Origin of the sequence: Bradyrhizobium sp. B097 (genome assembly GCF_038957035.1) — a bacterium.
Taxonomy (GTDB): domain Bacteria; phylum Pseudomonadota; class Alphaproteobacteria; order Rhizobiales; family Xanthobacteraceae; genus Bradyrhizobium.
Genome location: NZ_CP152412.1, coordinates 4,828,211 through 4,843,712, shown reverse-complemented (window position 1 = coordinate 4,843,712; position 15,502 = coordinate 4,828,211). Strand labels below are relative to the sequence as shown.

The window sequence follows — 15,502 nt, the reverse complement described above, 5'->3', positions numbered from 1 at the left end:
TCACCACCTGTGATTGCGGTAGGGATGGTTGCAGGTGACAGCCATGACGCCATCGTTCCATAGCGCTGACAGACCGACCCACCGGCGCGTGCTGGTGGTGGGCTTGCTGCTCTGTTCCGCCTTTGTCGCGGTCAGCTTCTGGCTTCGGCCGCAGCCGGAGAGCGGCAAGGTGCTGGTGAAGGCGGACCGGCTGGTCCGCACGGCGGGAGAGCCGCGGAAGTCAAACTAGAGCGGAAATCGAACTGGAATCGGCAAGCCCAGCCGCGCCCCGGCGCTCAGTCCGGCAGCTTCCCATTCGGATGCTTGTGATACATCGCGATGCCGATAAAGCCGGCAAAGCCCATCACATTCAGCAGCAGTTCCATCCACGCGGGCATCGATGCCAACCTCGCTCACGGCAAACTAATCATTGAGGTTGTGTTTTTGTTCCAGCACTAACCGATGGTAGCTTTGCGCTATCGCATAGCTGCGGAACCCGAACAGGCGCTTAGCTGCAACCATCCCACTGCGCCGGTGTTGGTCGACATGACCACGTGAGGAGGTTCCCCATGAAAAGGACATTGGCAGTTTTGGCGACGGTTGCGACGGTTGGTGCGACGATGGTCACGGCGCCGGCCCAGGCGCGCGGAATCGGTCCTGGCCTGGCCTTCGGTCTGGCCGCCGGTGCACTCGCTGCAGGCGCGGCCGGCGCGTACTACGGCCCACGCTATTACGGGCCCGGCTACGGTTATTATGGCCCGCGTTACGGCTACTACGATGACGGCTACGCCTACTATCGCGGCCCGTATTATCGGCACCACTACTATCGCCACTACTGGTAACGGCAACGAGCCCGGAGCACATCGCTCCGGGCTTCTCATGCGTATCATGATGTGATCGCGCGTGCGTGTGTTCGCATCGGCCGTCCGGCGAACGCACGCGGTCGGCTCGACATCAAGCGCTCTTGCGCTGCAATCCGCTCCAGACATTGCCGAGCGTGTTGTCGTAATATTCCTGGCGATCGCGCTCGAACTTCTGCTGCGTCGCGCGGAAGCTGGCAACGCGTGCGACGATCTCTTCGCGCTCCCGCGCAGCACTGTCTTTCTGATCGGCCATTGCCCATCCTCTTCGTCGTGGTCCTATCCCCGCCGCGCATTGGCATCAGTGAATTGGGCGTCAATGCGGAGCAGGCTTTGCAGGATTGTGATGAAGCCAAGGCAGCGGAAGAGGCAGCGGAAGAGCGACGAGGCTGACGCACCGGCGGGGCAGGTCGCCAACGCAACCCGATCGCCGCGGCCTCACCGCCGATCGCTCGCGTGATGGTTGAGCTCGCAATCGCGCCGGCCATGCTATAGTCGCGGCCGGCCAACCGGATCATTCCCAGTGATTGCAAAAGATCTGCGCAGCGGCGTCGAGCATCTCGGCAACATGATTGCCGAGGCATCGTCGATCGTGCCCTTCACCGGGGCGGGTATTTCCACCGAGTGCGGCATTCCCGACTTCCGTTCGCCTGGCGGTCTGTGGACGCGCAACCGGCCGATCCCGTTCGACGAGTTCGTGGCCAGTCAGGAGGCGCGCGACGAGTCATGGCGCCGGCGCTTCGCGATGGAACCGGCATTTGCGGCCGCCAAGCCGGGGCGCGGGCATCGCGCGCTTGCGTCGCTTTACCGGGCAGGCAAGGTTCCCGGCATCATCACGCAAAACATCGACAATCTGCATCAGGCGTCGGGCTTCAAGGCCGATGACGTCATCGAGCTGCACGGCAACACCACCTACGCCCGCTGCATCGGTTGCGGCAAGGACTACGACCTCGCATGGGTGAAGCTGCACTTCGACAAGACCGGTGGTGCGCCCGACTGCGCGGAGTGCGGCGATCCGGTGAAGACCGCGACGATCTCGTTCGGGCAGTCGATGCCCGAGGATGCGATGCGTCGCGCGGCGGAACTCGCAAGGCACTGCGACCTGTTCCTGGCGATCGGCTCATCGCTGGTGGTATGGCCCGCCGCGGGCTTTCCGATGATGGCGAAGGAGAGCGGCGCGCGGCTCGTGATCATCAACAACGAGCCGACCGATCAGGACGACATCGCCGACCTGGTGATCCGGCATGACATCGGCGACACGCTTGGTCCATTCGTAGGCAATTGACGCCTGATTGATTCGCGGCTGTGCAAGCCTGTTCATAGTTCCCGCAAGAATCGTTTTTTAGCTATGCCCGGCAAGCGGGAGTGTTATCGTTTGGTTGAGAGATTCGCGCAGCGTCCAGATGATTTGTCCAAGTGAGTTGGTCATGGAGAGCAGCGTGTACAGGGTGCGCCGCAACGTCGGCGCTCTGCATTTGATGTGTGGGGTCCGGGGTCATGGGGTCGGACGGATTTGAGTCCAAGAAGCTCGGCGGACCGCCGATAGGCGGAGTTGGGCAAAGCAGGATTGCACAAGGCGAGTACGGCAGCGCGCCGCGCGATCCGGCGATCGATGCCTTCTCCGGTCTCGGCGACGCCGCGGCCAACCTCGTCGAAGTCTCCGGCGTCATCAAATGGTTCGACGCCTCCAAAGGCTACGGCTTCATCGTCCCCGACAATGGCTGGCCCGACATCCTGCTGCACGTGACGGTACTGCGGCGCGACGGTCATCAGACCGCCTATGAGGGCGCGCGGCTCGTCGTCGAGTGCGTGCAGCGCGCGAAGGGCTACCAGGCCTTCCGCATCGTCTCGATGGACGAGTCGACCGCGATCCATCCGGCGCAGATGCTGCCGCCGCGAACCCATGTCACCGTGACGGCGACCAGCGGGCTCGAGCGTGCACAGGTCAAGTGGTTCAACCGGCTGCGCGGCTTCGGCTTCGTGACTTGCGGGGAGGGCACGCCCGACATCTTCGTGCACATGGAGACGCTGCGCCGCTTCGGCATGACCGAGCTGCGGCCCGGCCAGTACGTGCTGGTGCGGTTCGGGCCCGGCTCCAAGGGCATGATGGCCGCCGAGATCCACCCGGAGACCGGTCCGTCGGCGCTGTCGTCGCACTGAGCCCCGAGCCGGACTCCCTGACGGAAACGTGAGCCGCCGGCGAGCCGCCAGGGCTCTGGCATTTGCCGCAATCATCGGGTTAGGGTCCGCCGGAAAATCTTCCCCGGTGTGAGTATTTGTCGATGGATTTCGATCGCATGGTTGGGCGGCTTCGCCCGTGGCTGTTGGCCTCCCTCATCATGATGTGCGGCGCGCTGCTGGCCCCGGCCGCGCAGGCTGCCAGCGTCCAGCCGCTCGAGATCGTCACCAAGTCAGGCGTGCACGTCTTCTCCGTCGAAATGGCGACCACCGAGCAGGAGAAGGAGACCGGCCTGATGTACCGGAAGGAGCTCGCGGACGGCAAAGGCATGCTGTTCGACTTCACGCCGGAGCAGGAAGTGTCGATGTGGATGAAGAACACCTACATCTCGCTCGACATGATCTTCATCCGCGCCGACGGCCGCATCCTGCGGATCGCCGAAAACACCGAGCCGATGTCGACCAAGATCATTCCGTCGCGGGGGCTCGCCAGGGGCGTCCTCGAGGTGATTGCCGGCACCGCGCAGAAATACGGCATCCAGCCCGGCGACCGGGTCGGCCACCCGCTGTTCGGCGGCCACTAGCTCTCTGTTCCCTTGCGGTTTCTGGACGGAAATCGTCGCCGATTTCCCAGCCGGAAGTCCCGCACCGGCGCCTTGCTGGCGCTGGCTGAAGCGTGTATCCACGGGGCTTCTCGGAAATGTCGGGGTATAGCGCAGCCTGGTAGCGCGGCAGTTTTGGGTACTGCAGGTCGTTGGTTCGAATCCAGCTGCCCCGACCATTCAAATCAAAGACTTGATAGGTTTTTCGAGGCCTTTTGCTTCCCGGATTTTGCGTCTGGAAAGGGCATGGAAGGAAGAGGGCGGCGCCCTGGACAAGTCCGTCGAACCTACCCGACATGCTCTTGCTGATCAGGCCTGCCAATGTGTGGGATCCGAACCAGCCTGTGGTTAGCGACAGGCACATCACGCAGGTCCGCTGATCCACAAATCGCGGTCAGTTGGCATTCTGAAAGAGCAAGCGCCGGACCGGAGCCCCAACGCTCCGCTCCCCGCAACTTCAGCCGCTCGGGCGCTGACCGGATCAACGGGCCGGCGGGTTGTAGCGATCCAAGATCACGGTTCTTGAGCCACTCTCCGACGGTCGCGGGATGGCGTCGTCGAATTTGTGATAGCGGTCGAACTGCTGCTGCTCATCGCGCAGATGTGGCGTTTCGGCGGACGCGTAAGCCCTATTTGCACCGTTCCAGTGATCAAATCCCGACACGACGCAACCCCGTCTTGATTCAGATGCTGGTTGGTTAGCATCGTTGTAAGGGTATCTCTGTATCGCCGTGGCAACACCACCAGCAATCCGCCCGACATGAGGACACGGATTGTTTCTGTGGCTCTCTGTGCGTGAACAGCGTTCTGGCACGGGCAACCACGCTTCGGCCAGGATGTATCGCCTGACGCAACAACGCCGCCTGGGCGGAATATGGATCGTCCAGACGGCGTCGCCGAATACTGGGCCCTGAAATCCCCAGTGCCCATGGGTCGTCCGCGCGGGAAATAGGTTCAACGTCGCGGCGCCTTGCCGCTGTCGCAACCGGGGGCAGACCGTGGCCTGATCTCGAGCGGATGTGGCTTGCCGATGGTGCGCGCGGACTGGCAGGTTGGTTCGGCCTGACAAGACCAATCCGCGAGGAAGCACCATGGCGCGCAGACTGATCGACATCTCCGTTCCCTTGCAGAACGACGTTCCGGCCGATCCGCCGGGCAATCACCCGACCATCCAGTATATCGACCACCAGCAGGGGCTACCGCGCATGCTGCAGTTCTTCGATGGGCTGAAGGCTGCGGATCTGCCTGACGGGCAGGGCTGGGCTGTCGAGCAGGTCTCGCTCTCCACGCACAACGGCACGCATCTCGATGCGCCCTGGCATTTCCATCCGACCATGAACCGCGGCGAACGCTCGTGGACGATCGACGAGGTGCCGCTGGAATGGTGCTTTCAGCCGGGCGTCAAGCTCGACTTCCGCCATCTGCCTGACGGCTACGTCGCGACCGCAGGCGATGTCGAAGCCGAGCTGAAGCGGATCGGCCACACGCTGTCGCCGCTCGAGATCGTCGTCGTCAACACCAGTGCCGGCGCGAAATACGGCCAGGCCGACTACGTTAATTCCGGGTGCGGCATGGGCTATGAGGCGACGATGTATCTGCTCGAGCGCGGCGTGCGGCTGACCGGCATCGACGGGTGGAGTTGGGACGCGCCGTTCGTCTTCACCGCGAAGCGATACGCCGAGACCAGGGACGCCAGCCTGATCTGGGAAGGCCACAAGGCCGGGCGCCACATCGGCTACTGCCACATCGAGAAGCTGCACAATCTCGAGCAGCTGCCGTCGACCGGGTTCATGGTGTCGTGCTTCCCGGTGAAGATCGAGCGCGCATCGGCGGGGTGGACGAGGGCGGTTGCGATCCTCGACGATTAGAGCGTTTTCGAGCGAAGTGGATACCGGTTCGCGTGAAGAAAACGCGTCGAGACAAAACCTGGAGCCCCGTTCCGATTCCATCGGAACGGGAAAGGCTCCAGGCGCCTTCGGACTGTTTCGCCCCAGATCGGGAACCCGTGGACATGCTGTGCATTACGGCAGGTTGTTGCGGCATGGCTACAGCCAGAGGGAACCGAATCTGCTCTCATGCACGTCGTAGATGCATTGGGTGGTCGGGCCGGCGGCTCGTCCTCGCGTCCCGATTTCTGAAGCGTTCTCTCCCGTGACTAGAGCCCCGGCGTCTCCCGGGGCTCTTTCTTGCGCGCGGCAGGTGAGCCAAGCCCCGGCAGGACAACCAAGCCCCAAAAGAAAATCAGGTGCGCCGGGACCGACGCACCTGATTCATGTCCTCAATATCGCTTCTATTGGCCGGGCGGTTGTTACCACCGGCAAACGCGAACACCACGCGGGGTCCACCAGCAACGGGGGCCGGCATAACCGCCGTAGTAGCCATAGCCGCGGCCATAACCATATCCGCGACCATAACCCCATCCGCGTCCGCGACCCCAGCCGCCGCGATACCCATAGCCACGTCCGCGCCATTGCGCCTGCGCAGACGACGTGGTGGCGCCGACCAGGATGGCGGAGGTGCTTGCGACATAGACGAACAACAAAGCGACTGCTGCGAGGCAACGAGTCAGGATATTGTAGCGTTTAGTCATTCTGAAGATCTCCAGTCACTTCCAAACATCTGAACCGATGCTGGCTGTCTCGCTTAGACGCGCGAGACCGGCGTCCGGTTCGAGCATGCTAAGACAATATTTTCACTAAGGTTCTTGCGAGCTTTAACGACTCTATTGAGACCAAAAGGTAAGGTCAAGTTACAGTCCCGCCTGCAAAGGATGATGTGGTTGCTACGCTCATCTTGTCGTTCATCCACCGTTCATTCTGTTCATCTTGCATTGCGCCGATCTGATTTGTGCATCGCAGAAGCAGAGGTTTGCGAGCCGCGGAAAATGCCGTCGAGAACTTGAAGTCGACACGATCATGTTCTCTGAGCGTTTCAGAATCCTCCCTGAAGAGTGCCCATGCCGAAACAACACACCTACGTCCTTGGTCTCAACGTCTACGACCATGACGTGAGCGCCTGCCTGCTGCGTGACGGCGCGATCGCCTATGCGATCTCCAAGGAGCGCATCACCCGCGAGAAGCACGCCTCCGGCTTCTACAAGGAAGTCATCGACTACTGCCTGTCCGCCGAGGGCATCACCCTCGACGACGTCGCTCTCGTGGTGCGCAACAGCTACATCCTGCCGGTGCCCGAGATGGAGGAGCGGATGCTCCACCAGGACATGCCGGGGTTCCTGCCGATCGCCGAGCGCAACGAGGCGATCAAGCATTCGCTGTTTCGCGCGAAGTCCGACAAGGTGGTGTCGATCTCGCATCACCTCGCGCATGCCTACAGCGCGTTCGCGGTGTCGCCGTTCAAGGACGGCGTCGTGATGATCGTCGACGGCGTCGGCAACTATCAGGCCGACGCGATGGAAACCTATCCGCAGGATGGGGCGTCGCCGCTCGCCCGCGAGTCCGAGAGCTATTACAGGTTCGACGACACCAGGCTCGAATGCCTGAAGAAGGTCTTTATGGAGCCGGCGCGCGGTCTCCTGTCGGACGAGTTCTACAACATGCCGGGTCTCGGCGCGCTGTACAGCCGGGTCTCGACCTATGTGTTCGGCGATTGGAACAAGTGCGGCGAACTGATGGGGCTCGCGCCCTATGGCCGCCGCGAGCAGGTCGGCCATCTGCTCGAGATGAAGGACGGCAGACTGCATGTGCCGTTCTGGGGCGCCGACAACCAGCAGCCCTTCGTGCTCGACAGCGGCAGCTGGGACAAGAGCCCCACGATGCGGCACTGGGAGGACATCGCCTGGCGGGTGCAGGACGACACCGAGAACGTGTTGCTGGCGCGGGCGCGCTGGCTGCGCGAGACCACCGGCGCGAAGAACCTCTGCATCGCCGGCGGCGTCGCGCTGAACTGCGTGGCCAACGGACGCATCGCGCGCGAGGCCGGCTTCGAGAACGTCTGGATCCAGCCCGCCGCCGGCGACGACGGCATAGCCATCGGCTGCGCCTATTACGGCTGGCTGGAGATCCTCAAGCAGCGCCGCTCGTTCGTGATGGACCACGCCTATGTCGGCCGGCGCTACAGCGACGCCGAGGTGGCGGCCGCGCTGCAAAGCTTCCTGGTGCGCATCCAGATCGACGCCAGGCGCAGCGACAACATCTGCCGCGATACCGCGAAGCTGCTCGCCGACCAGCGCGTGATCGGCTGGTTTCAGGGGCCCTCTGAATTCGGTCCGCGCGCGCTCGGCAACCGCAGCCTGATTGCCGATCCGCGCAGGGCCGAGATGAAGGACATTCTCAACAGCCGCGTCAAGCACCGCCAGGCCTTCCGCCCGTTCGCGCCGATCGTGCTGGCCGAGCGGATGAAGGAGATCTTCGAGGGCGAGGAGGACTCGCCCTACATGCTGATCGCCAAGCCGGTGCGTCCCGAATGGCGCGACAAGATCCCGGCGATCGTGCATGTCGACGGTTCGGCGCGGGTGCAGAGCGTGCGGGAGGAAACCAACCCGGTGCTGTATCGCCTGCTCAAGGAGTTCGAGGCGCTGACCGGCGTGCCGGTGCTGATCAACACCTCGTTCAACGTCAAGGGCGAGCCGATCATCGAGACGCCGCAGGATGCGGTGAGCTGCTTCCTCACCACCGGGATCGACAACCTCGTGCTGCACGACACGCTGGTGGCGAAGACCGCCATGCACAAGGTCGTCACGCCCGTGATGACGACGTTCGGCGACGTCGCCACCATCGTCTCCTCGACCACGCAGGACGGCAGCCGGGGCGGCTCCTAGAGCATGGTCCGGAAAAGTGCGAAGCGGTTTTCCGATAAGACCATGCTCAACAAGGGGATCAGGCCGCCTTTGCCGGTGCCGCCGGTTTCTGCGCCGGCGGCTTGATCGGCTTGTCCTGCCGCTTCGACCACGAGATGTAATAGGCCACGATCGTCATGATCGCGATGCCGGAGATGCTGACGAAGATCTGCGCGAACAGCGAGCCCGAGCTCATCGAGAGCTCGAAATGTCCGACAAAGGACAGGAACACGCCGACGCAGAACACCGCGAGCGACTGCTGGCCGCAGACGATCAGGGGATCGAACACCTTCCACTCCAGCGCCGACCAGTCCTTCGGGACGAAGCGGATCACCAGCACCGTGATCACCACGAAGTGCAGGAAGCGGTACGGCGCGAGGTTGGTCTTGTCGTTCGGGTTGAAGGTCGAATACAGCCAGTCCGGGAACATCGCGCCGAGGTCCGGGAAGCGGCCGGCCATCGTCATGATCAGCGCGAAGATCAGGTAGGCGACGCAGAACCACAGCGTGTAGCGCGAATTGATGATGTGCATGTTTTGCCGCGCGCCACCCATTGCGCACCACGAGCCGAACACGAACAGCACCTGCCAGGCGAACGGGTTGAAGTACCAGGTTCCGGCCGGGTAGGCGGGCAGGTTCCAGCCCATGTGCCGCGACACCAGCCACAGCGCGAGCGAGGCCAGCATGGTCCAGTTCGGCTGCCGCAGCATGAACCACAGCACCGGCGGGAACAGCCCCATCAGCACGATGTAGAGCGGCAGCACGTCGAGATTGACCGGCTTGAACTTCAGAAACAGGCCCTGGCGCAGCGTCTCGGTGGCGTTGTCGACGAGGCCCGCGACGTTGAACTCGTTGATGATCTCGGAATCGCCGAAGCGCAGCGCCAGATAGCTGATCGAGGCGATGTAGATCACGAACAGGATGATGTGGGCGACATAGAGCTGCCAGACCCGCTTGGTCAGCCTTGTGGCGCCGACGATGAAGCCCCGCTCCAGCATCATGCGGGCATAGACGAAGGATGCGGTGTAGCCGGAGATGAAGACGAACAGGTCCGCGGCATCGCTGAAGCCGTAATTTCGGGTCGTGATCCAGTTCACGATATTGTCGGGGATGTGATCGAGATAGATCGCCCAGTTCGCGATCCCGCGGAACAGGTCGAGCCGGAGGTCACGTCCTTTGTCGGGCAGGTGAGCGTGGATTTCCATGGGGCGCCGCTTCCTCGAGATGATGCTGTCGAGAAGGCCGCGCCGCGGGCCCAAGGGGCTCCAAACCGAAGCCCCCGAGGCCAGATTGTCACAGCGCGGTAGAATGACTATACCGGTCCGGCGAAGGCTCCCTCCGAGATCGAGGAATCACCGATCAGTTCCTTGAACGGTGTCTCTATACTATCCCGGCGGTTTCCTTCAAATCGCTTCCATATCGCACATCCCACGGGGCCGACCATCCATGACCGCACGCATTTTTAAGCCCGCCAAAAACGCGATGCAATCGGGACGTGCCAAGACCAAAGAGTGGCAACTGGACTACGAACCGGAGCAGCCGCGCACCGTGGAGCCCTTGATGGGCTGGACCTCGTCCACCGACATGAAGCAGCAGCTCACGCTGCAGTTCGAGACCAAGGAGGAGGCGGTCGCCTATTGCGAGCGCAAGGGCATCGCCTACCAGGTGATCGAGCCGAAGGATTCGGCGCACCGCCAGGTCGCCTATGCCGACAATTTCGCGTTCCGCCGCTGGGAGCCGTGGACGCACTAAGGTGGGGCGCGGCAGCAGGAGCAAGGCCTAGTCGCAGTGATCGAGCTCACCAGATATAGCGCGAACCTGGCCTGAACGATGGACTTGTACCCGACGTGCGGGCGCAAGTTGTGAGGCTTCGGCGTCTGGCGTAGGCGTCTCAGCCGGCTTCGACAACGAACATCCTTGCTTGCTGCGCTTCCCGGCGTTCGGCCTTGATCGGTGCGTACCTTTCGGAATTGTAGAAGGCTAGCGCTTGGGCCAGGGTTGGAAACTCAAATACGCCAGCCATTGGCAGGGGCGCCTCATCCCCTTCAAGAACTTCCGCAATACGACCGAAATGCAGAACCCGTCCACCTGCCTCATGTAGAGCCGCTTGAAAGCGAGGAGCGAGCGCGGCCTGCTTGGCTGGGTCGATAACGCGCAGATTGATATGCACGTAGGCTGGCATGACATCATCTCCAAATAATGCATATACATTATTGTGCGCTACCGGGCTGTCAAGGGTGCGGACGTGAGTGGGTTTGATCGAGAATCGTTGAAGGCCGTTGCCGCGGAGTGCCCGGGCTTTCAGGCTCGCGCGACGGCGCGTGCAGTCACGCGCTTTTACAATGCCTGCTTTAAGCCGCTTGGGCTAACGGCCGAGCAGTTCAGCCTCTTGGTCGGGATTGGGGCGTCCGAACCGGCCACGCTCGTTGATCTCGCGGTTAGCGCAGGTGTCGATACGACCACGCTCAGCCGAAATGTTCGGAACCTCGAGGAGAGAGGTTTGGTCTGCGCCGAAGGCGGACGTGGCCGCGCAGGAAAGCGGCTAAGCTTGACGAGTTCCGGTCGCCGCCTGATGGTCGATGCCTTCCCGGTATGGACTTGGGCTAAAGGGGAACTGTCGCGTCGCCTCGGCGAAAAAAGGCTTCGATCGGTAAGGCAGGCAATGGCAGAGTTAGCCAAGGCGGCGGAAGACTCATCCTCGGTTGCTCCTGAACCGTCAGCTCGTTCCCGTTGAGCGGGGCAGCCAAGATCGCTTTCCGCCCCCTGCGACCTATCAGCCGCGCTTGCCGAAAGACCGACTTTTGCACATTCCAGATTGATGAGTTGACGGCCTCGTTCTGGACTCACTGAAGTCCATGCGGATTGGGTCCCGGCCGATCAGATCACCGCGGGCGCGGCGAGGGCGCCCGGGATCGGCAGCGGCGCATCCTTGGAGACGCCGAGCACCGGAAAGCTTCGAATTTTACGCACGTTGGGCAGGCCGGCGAACTGCAGCAGCTGCTGACGCATATCGTCGACGCTGGGTGCGACGCATCTCAACATGAAATCGGCATCGCCCGAGATCCGCCAGCATTGCAGGAAGCGCGGCACGGCGGCGACCGCCGCCTCGAACGCCTCGATCGCAACCAGGTTCTGGCTGTCCAGCTGGATCAGGACGAAGGTCGTCACCTCATAGCCCAATAACCGTTCGTCCAGCGTGGCGCGGATCGCCTGCACCACGCCGCGGCTGCGCAAGGCGCGGACCCGGCGCAGGCAGGGCGGGGCGGTGATGCCGACGCGTTCGGCGAGCTCGTTGATCCTGATCCGGCCGTCCCGCTGCAATTCGGACAGGATCCGCAAATCGATGTCATCGAGCTGTGGGCGCTCTGTCACCGTCACGAGCCCGCTACCGCAGTCCGCGGGCTCTTGCTGCTGCCGACCCGACCGAGCGCGGCCTGCGGTGCGACGCCCGACAGCACCAGCTTCTCATGCGCCGAGATGATGGCGTCGCGGGTCAGCCGGCCGCCGGGGCGGTACCAGGTGCAAAGACCGGTCAGCAGCGCGATGATGGCGAAGGTCGCGACCTGGATGTCGCCGACCTCGAACACGCCGTCCGAGACCCCCTCGGTGAGGATCTGCGCCAGCCGCTGCTCATAGGCGCCGCGCAACGCCACCACGACGTCGTAGTTCTTGGCCTCGAGGCTGCGCAGCTCCGAATTGGCGATGAAGACCTCGCGCTTGCGGGTCATGTGATAGCTGACGTGGAAGGCGACGAAGGCGCGCAGCTGCTCGACCGGATCGGCCTTGCCCTCCAGCGCGAGATCGAGCTCGCGCAGCAAATCGTTGATATGCTCCTGCACCAGATCGAACAGCAGGTCCTGCTTGGTTGAGATATGGTTGTAGAGTGAGCCTGCCTGGATGCCGACCTCGGCGGCGAGCTGGCGGAGGCTCATCGCCTCGTAGCCGCGCTCGAAGATCAGGCGCACGCCGGCCTTGCGGATCGCCTCCAGCGTCGTGGGGCCATGTGAGCCGATCGTGCGTGCCATCGGGGCCTCGGAGGGATGTTGGCTTGCCAGGGAGTGCCGGAAACAAGCAAACGACCGTATGTATATCGCATGAAATCCCAGTAAATTCAATGAACTGCGGATTTCACATGCAAACCATAGCACAGTCGCTTGCGAAGCCAAGAAAAAAACGTATGATCGTTTAATTGCAAGATGAATCTCACGGGAGGGATCATGGCCTCGAACCAGGCGGCAATCTTCAATTTCGACCTTGGCGAGACCGCGGATGCGATCCGCGAGACGGTGCATGATTTCTCGACCAACGAGATCGCGCCGCGCGCCGCCGAGATCGATCGCTCCAACACCTTTCCGCGCGACCTTTGGCCGAAGATCGGCGCGCTCGGCCTGCACGGCATCACGGTCGAGGAGGAGTATGGCGGGTCGGGCCTCGGTTATCTCGAGCACTGCATCGCGGTCGAGGAGATCTCGCGTGCGTCGGCGTCGATCGGGCTGGCTTACGGCGCGCATTCCAACCTCTGCGTCAACCAGATCCGCCGCAATGGCAACGAGGCGCAGAAGCGCAAATATCTGCCCAAGCTGATCTCCGGCGAGCATGTCGGATCGCTGGCGATGTCGGAGCCCTCCGCCGGCTCGGACGTGGTCTCGATGAAGACCCGCGCCGACAAGAAGGGCGACCGCTTCGTGCTCAACGGCAGCAAGATGTGGATCACCAACGGTCCCCATGCCGAGACGCTGGTGGTCTATGCCAGGACCGACGCGAATGCCGGCCCGCGCGGCATCACCGCCTTCATCATTGAAAAGGGCATGAAGGGATTTTCCACCGCGCAGAAGCTCGACAAGCTCGGCATGCGCGGCTCCGACACCTGCGAGCTGGTGTTCGAGGATTGCGAGGTGCCGGAGGAGAACGTGCTCTCCGAGGTCGGCCGCGGCGTCAACGTCTTGATGTCCGGTCTCGACTATGAGCGCGCGGTGCTGGCGGCGGGACCGATCGGCATCATGCAGGCCTGCATGGATGTCGTGCTGCCTTACGTCCACGAGCGCAAGCAGTTCGGCGAGCCGATCGGCTCGTTCCAGTTGGTGCAGGGCAAGATCGCCGACATGTACACCACGATGAACGCTTCGCGCGCCTATGTTTACGCGGTAGCGAAGGCCTGCGACCGTGGCGAGACCACGCGTGAGGATGCCGCCGGCGCCATCCTCTATGCCGCCGAGAAGGCCACCCAATGCGCGCTGGATGCGATCCAGCTCTTGGGCGGCAACGGCTACATCAACGACTATCCGACCGGCCGGCTGCTGCGCGATGCCAAGCTCTACGAGATCGGCGCCGGCACCAGCGAGATCCGCCGCATGCTGATCGGCCGCGAGCTGTTCGCGAAGACGGCCTGAGCTGCGCACACGCCGTCGCGCCTCCGGCGCGGCGGCCCGCTTTTCCCAAAAATCCTGTCGGCCACTCCAACGAAACGTGCAACAGCGATGCCGCTTCATTCGACGATCGATCCCACATCCTCTGAATTCGCCCGCAACGCCGATGTGATGCGCAGCCTGGTCGCGGAGCTCCGCGACAAGCTCAAGCAGGTCGCCGGCGGCGGGGGCGAGACCTCGCGCAAGCGGCACACCTCGCGCGGCAAGATGCTGGCGCGCGATCGCGTCGATCTCCTGGTCGACCCCGGCACCGCATTCCTCGAGCTGTCGCCGCTCGCCGCCAACGGGCTGTACGGCGGCGACGTGCATTCGGCGAGCGTCATCACAGGCGTCGGGCGCATCTCGGGGCGCGAATGCATCATCGTCGCCAACGACGCCACCATCAAGGGCGGCACCTACTACCCGCTGACGGTGAAGAAACATCTGCGCGCCCAGGACATCGCGCGGCAGAACAATCTGCCCTGCGTCTACATGGTGGATTCCGGCGGCGCCTTCCTGCCGCTGCAGGACGAGATCTTTCCCGACGAGCGGCATTTCGGCCGCATCTTCTACAATCAGGCCCAGATGTCGTCGCAGGGCATCCCGCAGATCGCGATCGTGATGGGCTCCTGCACGGCGGGCGGCGCCTATGTGCCTGCGATGTCGGACGAGAGCATCATCGTGCGCAATCAAGGCACGATCTTCCTCGGCGGTCCGCCGCTGGTGAAGGCAGCAACCGGCGAGGTCGTCACCGCCGAAGAGCTCGGCGGCGCCGACGTCCACTCCCGGCAGTCGGGCGTGACCGATCACTACGCGCAGAACGATGCGCATGCGATCGGGATCGCGCGGCGCATCGTCGGCACGCTGAAGCAGCCGGCGAAGGCGCCGCTCAACATGAAGGCGCCGCAGGAACCGCTGTTTCCGGCCGAAGAAATCTACGGCGTGGTCTCCGCCGACGGCCGCAAGCCGTTCGACGTGCACGACATCATCGCGCGGATCGTCGACGGCTCCGAATTCGACGAATTCAAGAAGCTCTACGGCACCACGCTGATCTGCGGCTTCGCCCATATCTGGGGCTATCCGGTCGGCATCATCGCCAACAACGGCATTCTGTTCAGCGAGAGCTCGCTCAAGGGCGCGCATTTCATCGAGCTGTGCTGCCAGCGCGGCATTCCCCTGGTGTTCCTGCAGAACATCACCGGCTTCATGGTCGGCAAGAAATACGAGGCCGGCGGCATCGCGCGCGACGGCGCCAAGCTGGTGACGGCGGTTGCGACCGCCGGCGTGCCGAAATTCACCGTCGTGATCGGCGGCTCCTACGGCGCCGGCAATTACGGCATGTGCGGCCGCGCCTATAGCCCGCGCTTCCTCTGGCTGTGGCCGAACGCCCGCATCTCCGTGATGGGCGGCGAGCAGGCCTCGATGGTGCTGAGCCAGGTGCGGCGCGACGGCATCGAGGCCAAGGGCGAGAGCTGGTCGGCGGAGGAGGAAGACAAGTTCCGCGAGCCGATCCGCGCGCAATACGAGAAGCAGGGCAATCCCTATTACGCGACCGCCCGGCTCTGGGACGACGGCGTGATCGATCCCGCCGACACCCGCCTGGTGCTCGGGCTCGGCCTGTCGGCCGCCGCCAATGCGCCGATCGAGCCGACGAAATTCGGCCTGTTCAGGATGTGACCCAGGA

17 protein-coding genes and 1 tRNA gene are annotated in these 15,502 nt (G+C 63.2%); 12 read left to right on the top strand and 6 right to left on the bottom strand.

Annotated elements, in window-relative coordinates:
- The first annotated feature begins 43 nt into the window (after nt 1-43).
- Nucleotides 44-229, top strand: coding sequence for a hypothetical protein (locus AAFG07_RS22840; protein ID WP_342722136.1), 186 nt, complete (start codon nt 44-46; stop codon nt 227-229).
- A 319-nt stretch (nt 230-548) separates the two neighbouring features.
- Nucleotides 549-821, top strand: a complete 273-nt coding sequence (locus AAFG07_RS22835; RefSeq protein ID WP_342722135.1) for a hypothetical protein — start codon at nt 549-551, stop codon at nt 819-821.
- Between the two features lie 112 nt (nt 822-933).
- Here AAFG07_RS22835 and AAFG07_RS22830 read toward each other — a convergent pair whose 3' ends face one another.
- Nucleotides 934-1,095, bottom strand: coding sequence for a hypothetical protein (locus AAFG07_RS22830; RefSeq protein ID WP_171947559.1), 162 nt, complete (start codon nt 1,093-1,095; stop codon nt 934-936).
- A gap of 267 nt (nt 1,096-1,362) precedes the next feature.
- Between AAFG07_RS22830 and AAFG07_RS22825 the strand changes: the two genes are divergently transcribed.
- From AAFG07_RS22825 to AAFG07_RS22805, 5 genes are all read left to right on the top strand, one after another.
- Nucleotides 1,363-2,124: a Sir2 family NAD-dependent protein deacetylase gene (locus tag AAFG07_RS22825; protein WP_342722134.1), complete on the top strand. Its 762-nt coding sequence runs from the start codon at nt 1,363-1,365 to the stop codon at nt 2,122-2,124.
- A 212-nt stretch (nt 2,125-2,336) separates the two neighbouring features.
- A complete protein-coding gene (locus AAFG07_RS22820) occupies nt 2,337-2,999 on the top strand; it encodes a cold-shock protein (protein ID WP_092113928.1) in 663 nt (220 codons plus the stop codon).
- 122 nt (nt 3,000-3,121) lie between these two features.
- Entirely contained in the window at nt 3,122-3,601 is a 480-nt protein-coding gene (locus AAFG07_RS22815; protein WP_342722133.1) for a DUF192 domain-containing protein, read from the top strand.
- Nucleotides 3,602-3,721: 120 nt separating this feature from the next.
- Nucleotides 3,722-3,798 (top strand) — tRNA-Pro (locus tag AAFG07_RS22810).
- A gap of 912 nt (nt 3,799-4,710) precedes the next feature.
- On the top strand, nt 4,711-5,487 hold the full coding sequence (locus AAFG07_RS22805; RefSeq protein WP_212317330.1) for a cyclase family protein: 777 nt from the start codon (nt 4,711-4,713) through the stop codon (nt 5,485-5,487).
- Between the two features lie 440 nt (nt 5,488-5,927).
- On the opposite strand, the gene AAFG07_RS22800 is transcribed toward AAFG07_RS22805, so the two are convergent.
- Nucleotides 5,928-6,209 carry a hypothetical protein gene (locus AAFG07_RS22800; protein ID WP_342722132.1) on the bottom strand — a complete coding sequence of 94 codons (282 nt, stop codon included), beginning with the start codon at nt 6,207-6,209 and terminating at the stop codon, nt 5,928-5,930.
- A gap of 366 nt (nt 6,210-6,575) precedes the next feature.
- Between AAFG07_RS22800 and AAFG07_RS22795 the strand changes: the two genes are divergently transcribed.
- Entirely contained in the window at nt 6,576-8,396 is a 1,821-nt protein-coding gene (locus AAFG07_RS22795) for a carbamoyltransferase C-terminal domain-containing protein (protein ID WP_342722131.1), read from the top strand.
- Between the two features lie 58 nt (nt 8,397-8,454).
- Here the strand turns inward: AAFG07_RS22795 and AAFG07_RS22790 are convergent, their stop codons facing one another.
- Complete coding sequence (locus tag AAFG07_RS22790; RefSeq protein ID WP_342722130.1) at nt 8,455-9,618, bottom strand: OpgC domain-containing protein; 1,164 nt, start codon at nt 9,616-9,618, stop codon at nt 8,455-8,457.
- A gap of 241 nt (nt 9,619-9,859) precedes the next feature.
- Between AAFG07_RS22790 and AAFG07_RS22785 the strand changes: the two genes are divergently transcribed.
- The gene (locus AAFG07_RS22785) at nt 9,860-10,165 is read left to right on the top strand and encodes an ETC complex I subunit (protein WP_097672209.1); all 306 of its coding nucleotides are present in this window, start codon (nt 9,860-9,862) and stop codon (nt 10,163-10,165) included.
- 139 nt (nt 10,166-10,304) lie between these two features.
- On the opposite strand, the gene AAFG07_RS22780 is transcribed toward AAFG07_RS22785, so the two are convergent.
- Nucleotides 10,305-10,595 carry a DUF1330 domain-containing protein gene (locus AAFG07_RS22780; RefSeq protein WP_342722129.1) on the bottom strand — a complete coding sequence of 97 codons (291 nt, stop codon included), beginning with the start codon at nt 10,593-10,595 and terminating at the stop codon, nt 10,305-10,307.
- Nucleotides 10,596-10,628: 33 nt separating this feature from the next.
- On the opposite strand from AAFG07_RS22780, the gene AAFG07_RS22775 reads away from it, so the two are divergent.
- The gene (locus tag AAFG07_RS22775; protein WP_342722127.1) at nt 10,629-11,147 is read left to right on the top strand and encodes a MarR family transcriptional regulator; all 519 of its coding nucleotides are present in this window, start codon (nt 10,629-10,631) and stop codon (nt 11,145-11,147) included.
- A gap of 143 nt (nt 11,148-11,290) precedes the next feature.
- On the opposite strand, the gene AAFG07_RS22770 is transcribed toward AAFG07_RS22775, so the two are convergent.
- Nucleotides 11,291-11,785, bottom strand: coding sequence for an Lrp/AsnC family transcriptional regulator (locus AAFG07_RS22770; RefSeq protein ID WP_342722126.1), 495 nt, complete (start codon nt 11,783-11,785; stop codon nt 11,291-11,293).
- 2 nt (nt 11,786-11,787) lie between these two features.
- Nucleotides 11,788-12,438, bottom strand: coding sequence for a TetR/AcrR family transcriptional regulator (locus AAFG07_RS22765; RefSeq protein WP_342722125.1), 651 nt, complete (start codon nt 12,436-12,438; stop codon nt 11,788-11,790).
- A 192-nt stretch (nt 12,439-12,630) separates the two neighbouring features.
- On the opposite strand from AAFG07_RS22765, the gene AAFG07_RS22760 reads away from it, so the two are divergent.
- Both AAFG07_RS22760 and AAFG07_RS22755 read left to right on the top strand, forming a co-directional pair.
- Nucleotides 12,631-13,803, top strand: coding sequence for an isovaleryl-CoA dehydrogenase (locus tag AAFG07_RS22760; RefSeq protein ID WP_342722124.1), 1,173 nt, complete (start codon nt 12,631-12,633; stop codon nt 13,801-13,803).
- Between the two features lie 87 nt (nt 13,804-13,890).
- Nucleotides 13,891-15,495 carry a carboxyl transferase domain-containing protein gene (locus tag AAFG07_RS22755; protein ID WP_207839632.1) on the top strand — a complete coding sequence of 535 codons (1,605 nt, stop codon included), beginning with the start codon at nt 13,891-13,893 and terminating at the stop codon, nt 15,493-15,495.
- Nucleotides 15,496-15,502 lie beyond the last annotated feature (7 nt).

Coding starts and splice junctions, on each gene's coding strand:
- AAFG07_RS22800 (WP_342722132.1), bottom strand. CDS start 6,209: ATGACTAAACGCTACAATATCCTGACTCGTTGCCTCGCAGCAGTCGCT.
- AAFG07_RS22830 (WP_171947559.1), bottom strand. CDS start 1,095: ATGGCCGATCAGAAAGACAGTGCTGCGCGGGAGCGCGAAGAGATCGTC.
- AAFG07_RS22790 (WP_342722130.1), bottom strand. CDS start 9,618: ATGGAAATCCACGCTCACCTGCCCGACAAAGGACGTGACCTCCGGCTC.
- AAFG07_RS22780 (WP_342722129.1), bottom strand. CDS start 10,595: ATGCCAGCCTACGTGCATATCAATCTGCGCGTTATCGACCCAGCCAAG.
- AAFG07_RS22805 (WP_212317330.1), top strand. CDS start 4,711: ATGGCGCGCAGACTGATCGACATCTCCGTTCCCTTGCAGAACGACGTT.
- AAFG07_RS22760 (WP_342722124.1), top strand. CDS start 12,631: ATGGCCTCGAACCAGGCGGCAATCTTCAATTTCGACCTTGGCGAGACC.
- AAFG07_RS22755 (WP_207839632.1), top strand. CDS start 13,891: ATGCCGCTTCATTCGACGATCGATCCCACATCCTCTGAATTCGCCCGC.
- AAFG07_RS22795 (WP_342722131.1), top strand. CDS start 6,576: ATGCCGAAACAACACACCTACGTCCTTGGTCTCAACGTCTACGACCAT.
- AAFG07_RS22765 (WP_342722125.1), bottom strand. CDS start 12,438: ATGGCACGCACGATCGGCTCACATGGCCCCACGACGCTGGAGGCGATC.
- AAFG07_RS22835 (WP_342722135.1), top strand. CDS start 549: ATGAAAAGGACATTGGCAGTTTTGGCGACGGTTGCGACGGTTGGTGCG.
- AAFG07_RS22840 (WP_342722136.1), top strand. CDS start 44: ATGACGCCATCGTTCCATAGCGCTGACAGACCGACCCACCGGCGCGTG.
- AAFG07_RS22815 (WP_342722133.1), top strand. CDS start 3,122: ATGGATTTCGATCGCATGGTTGGGCGGCTTCGCCCGTGGCTGTTGGCC.
- AAFG07_RS22820 (WP_092113928.1), top strand. CDS start 2,337: ATGGGGTCGGACGGATTTGAGTCCAAGAAGCTCGGCGGACCGCCGATA.
- AAFG07_RS22785 (WP_097672209.1), top strand. CDS start 9,860: ATGACCGCACGCATTTTTAAGCCCGCCAAAAACGCGATGCAATCGGGA.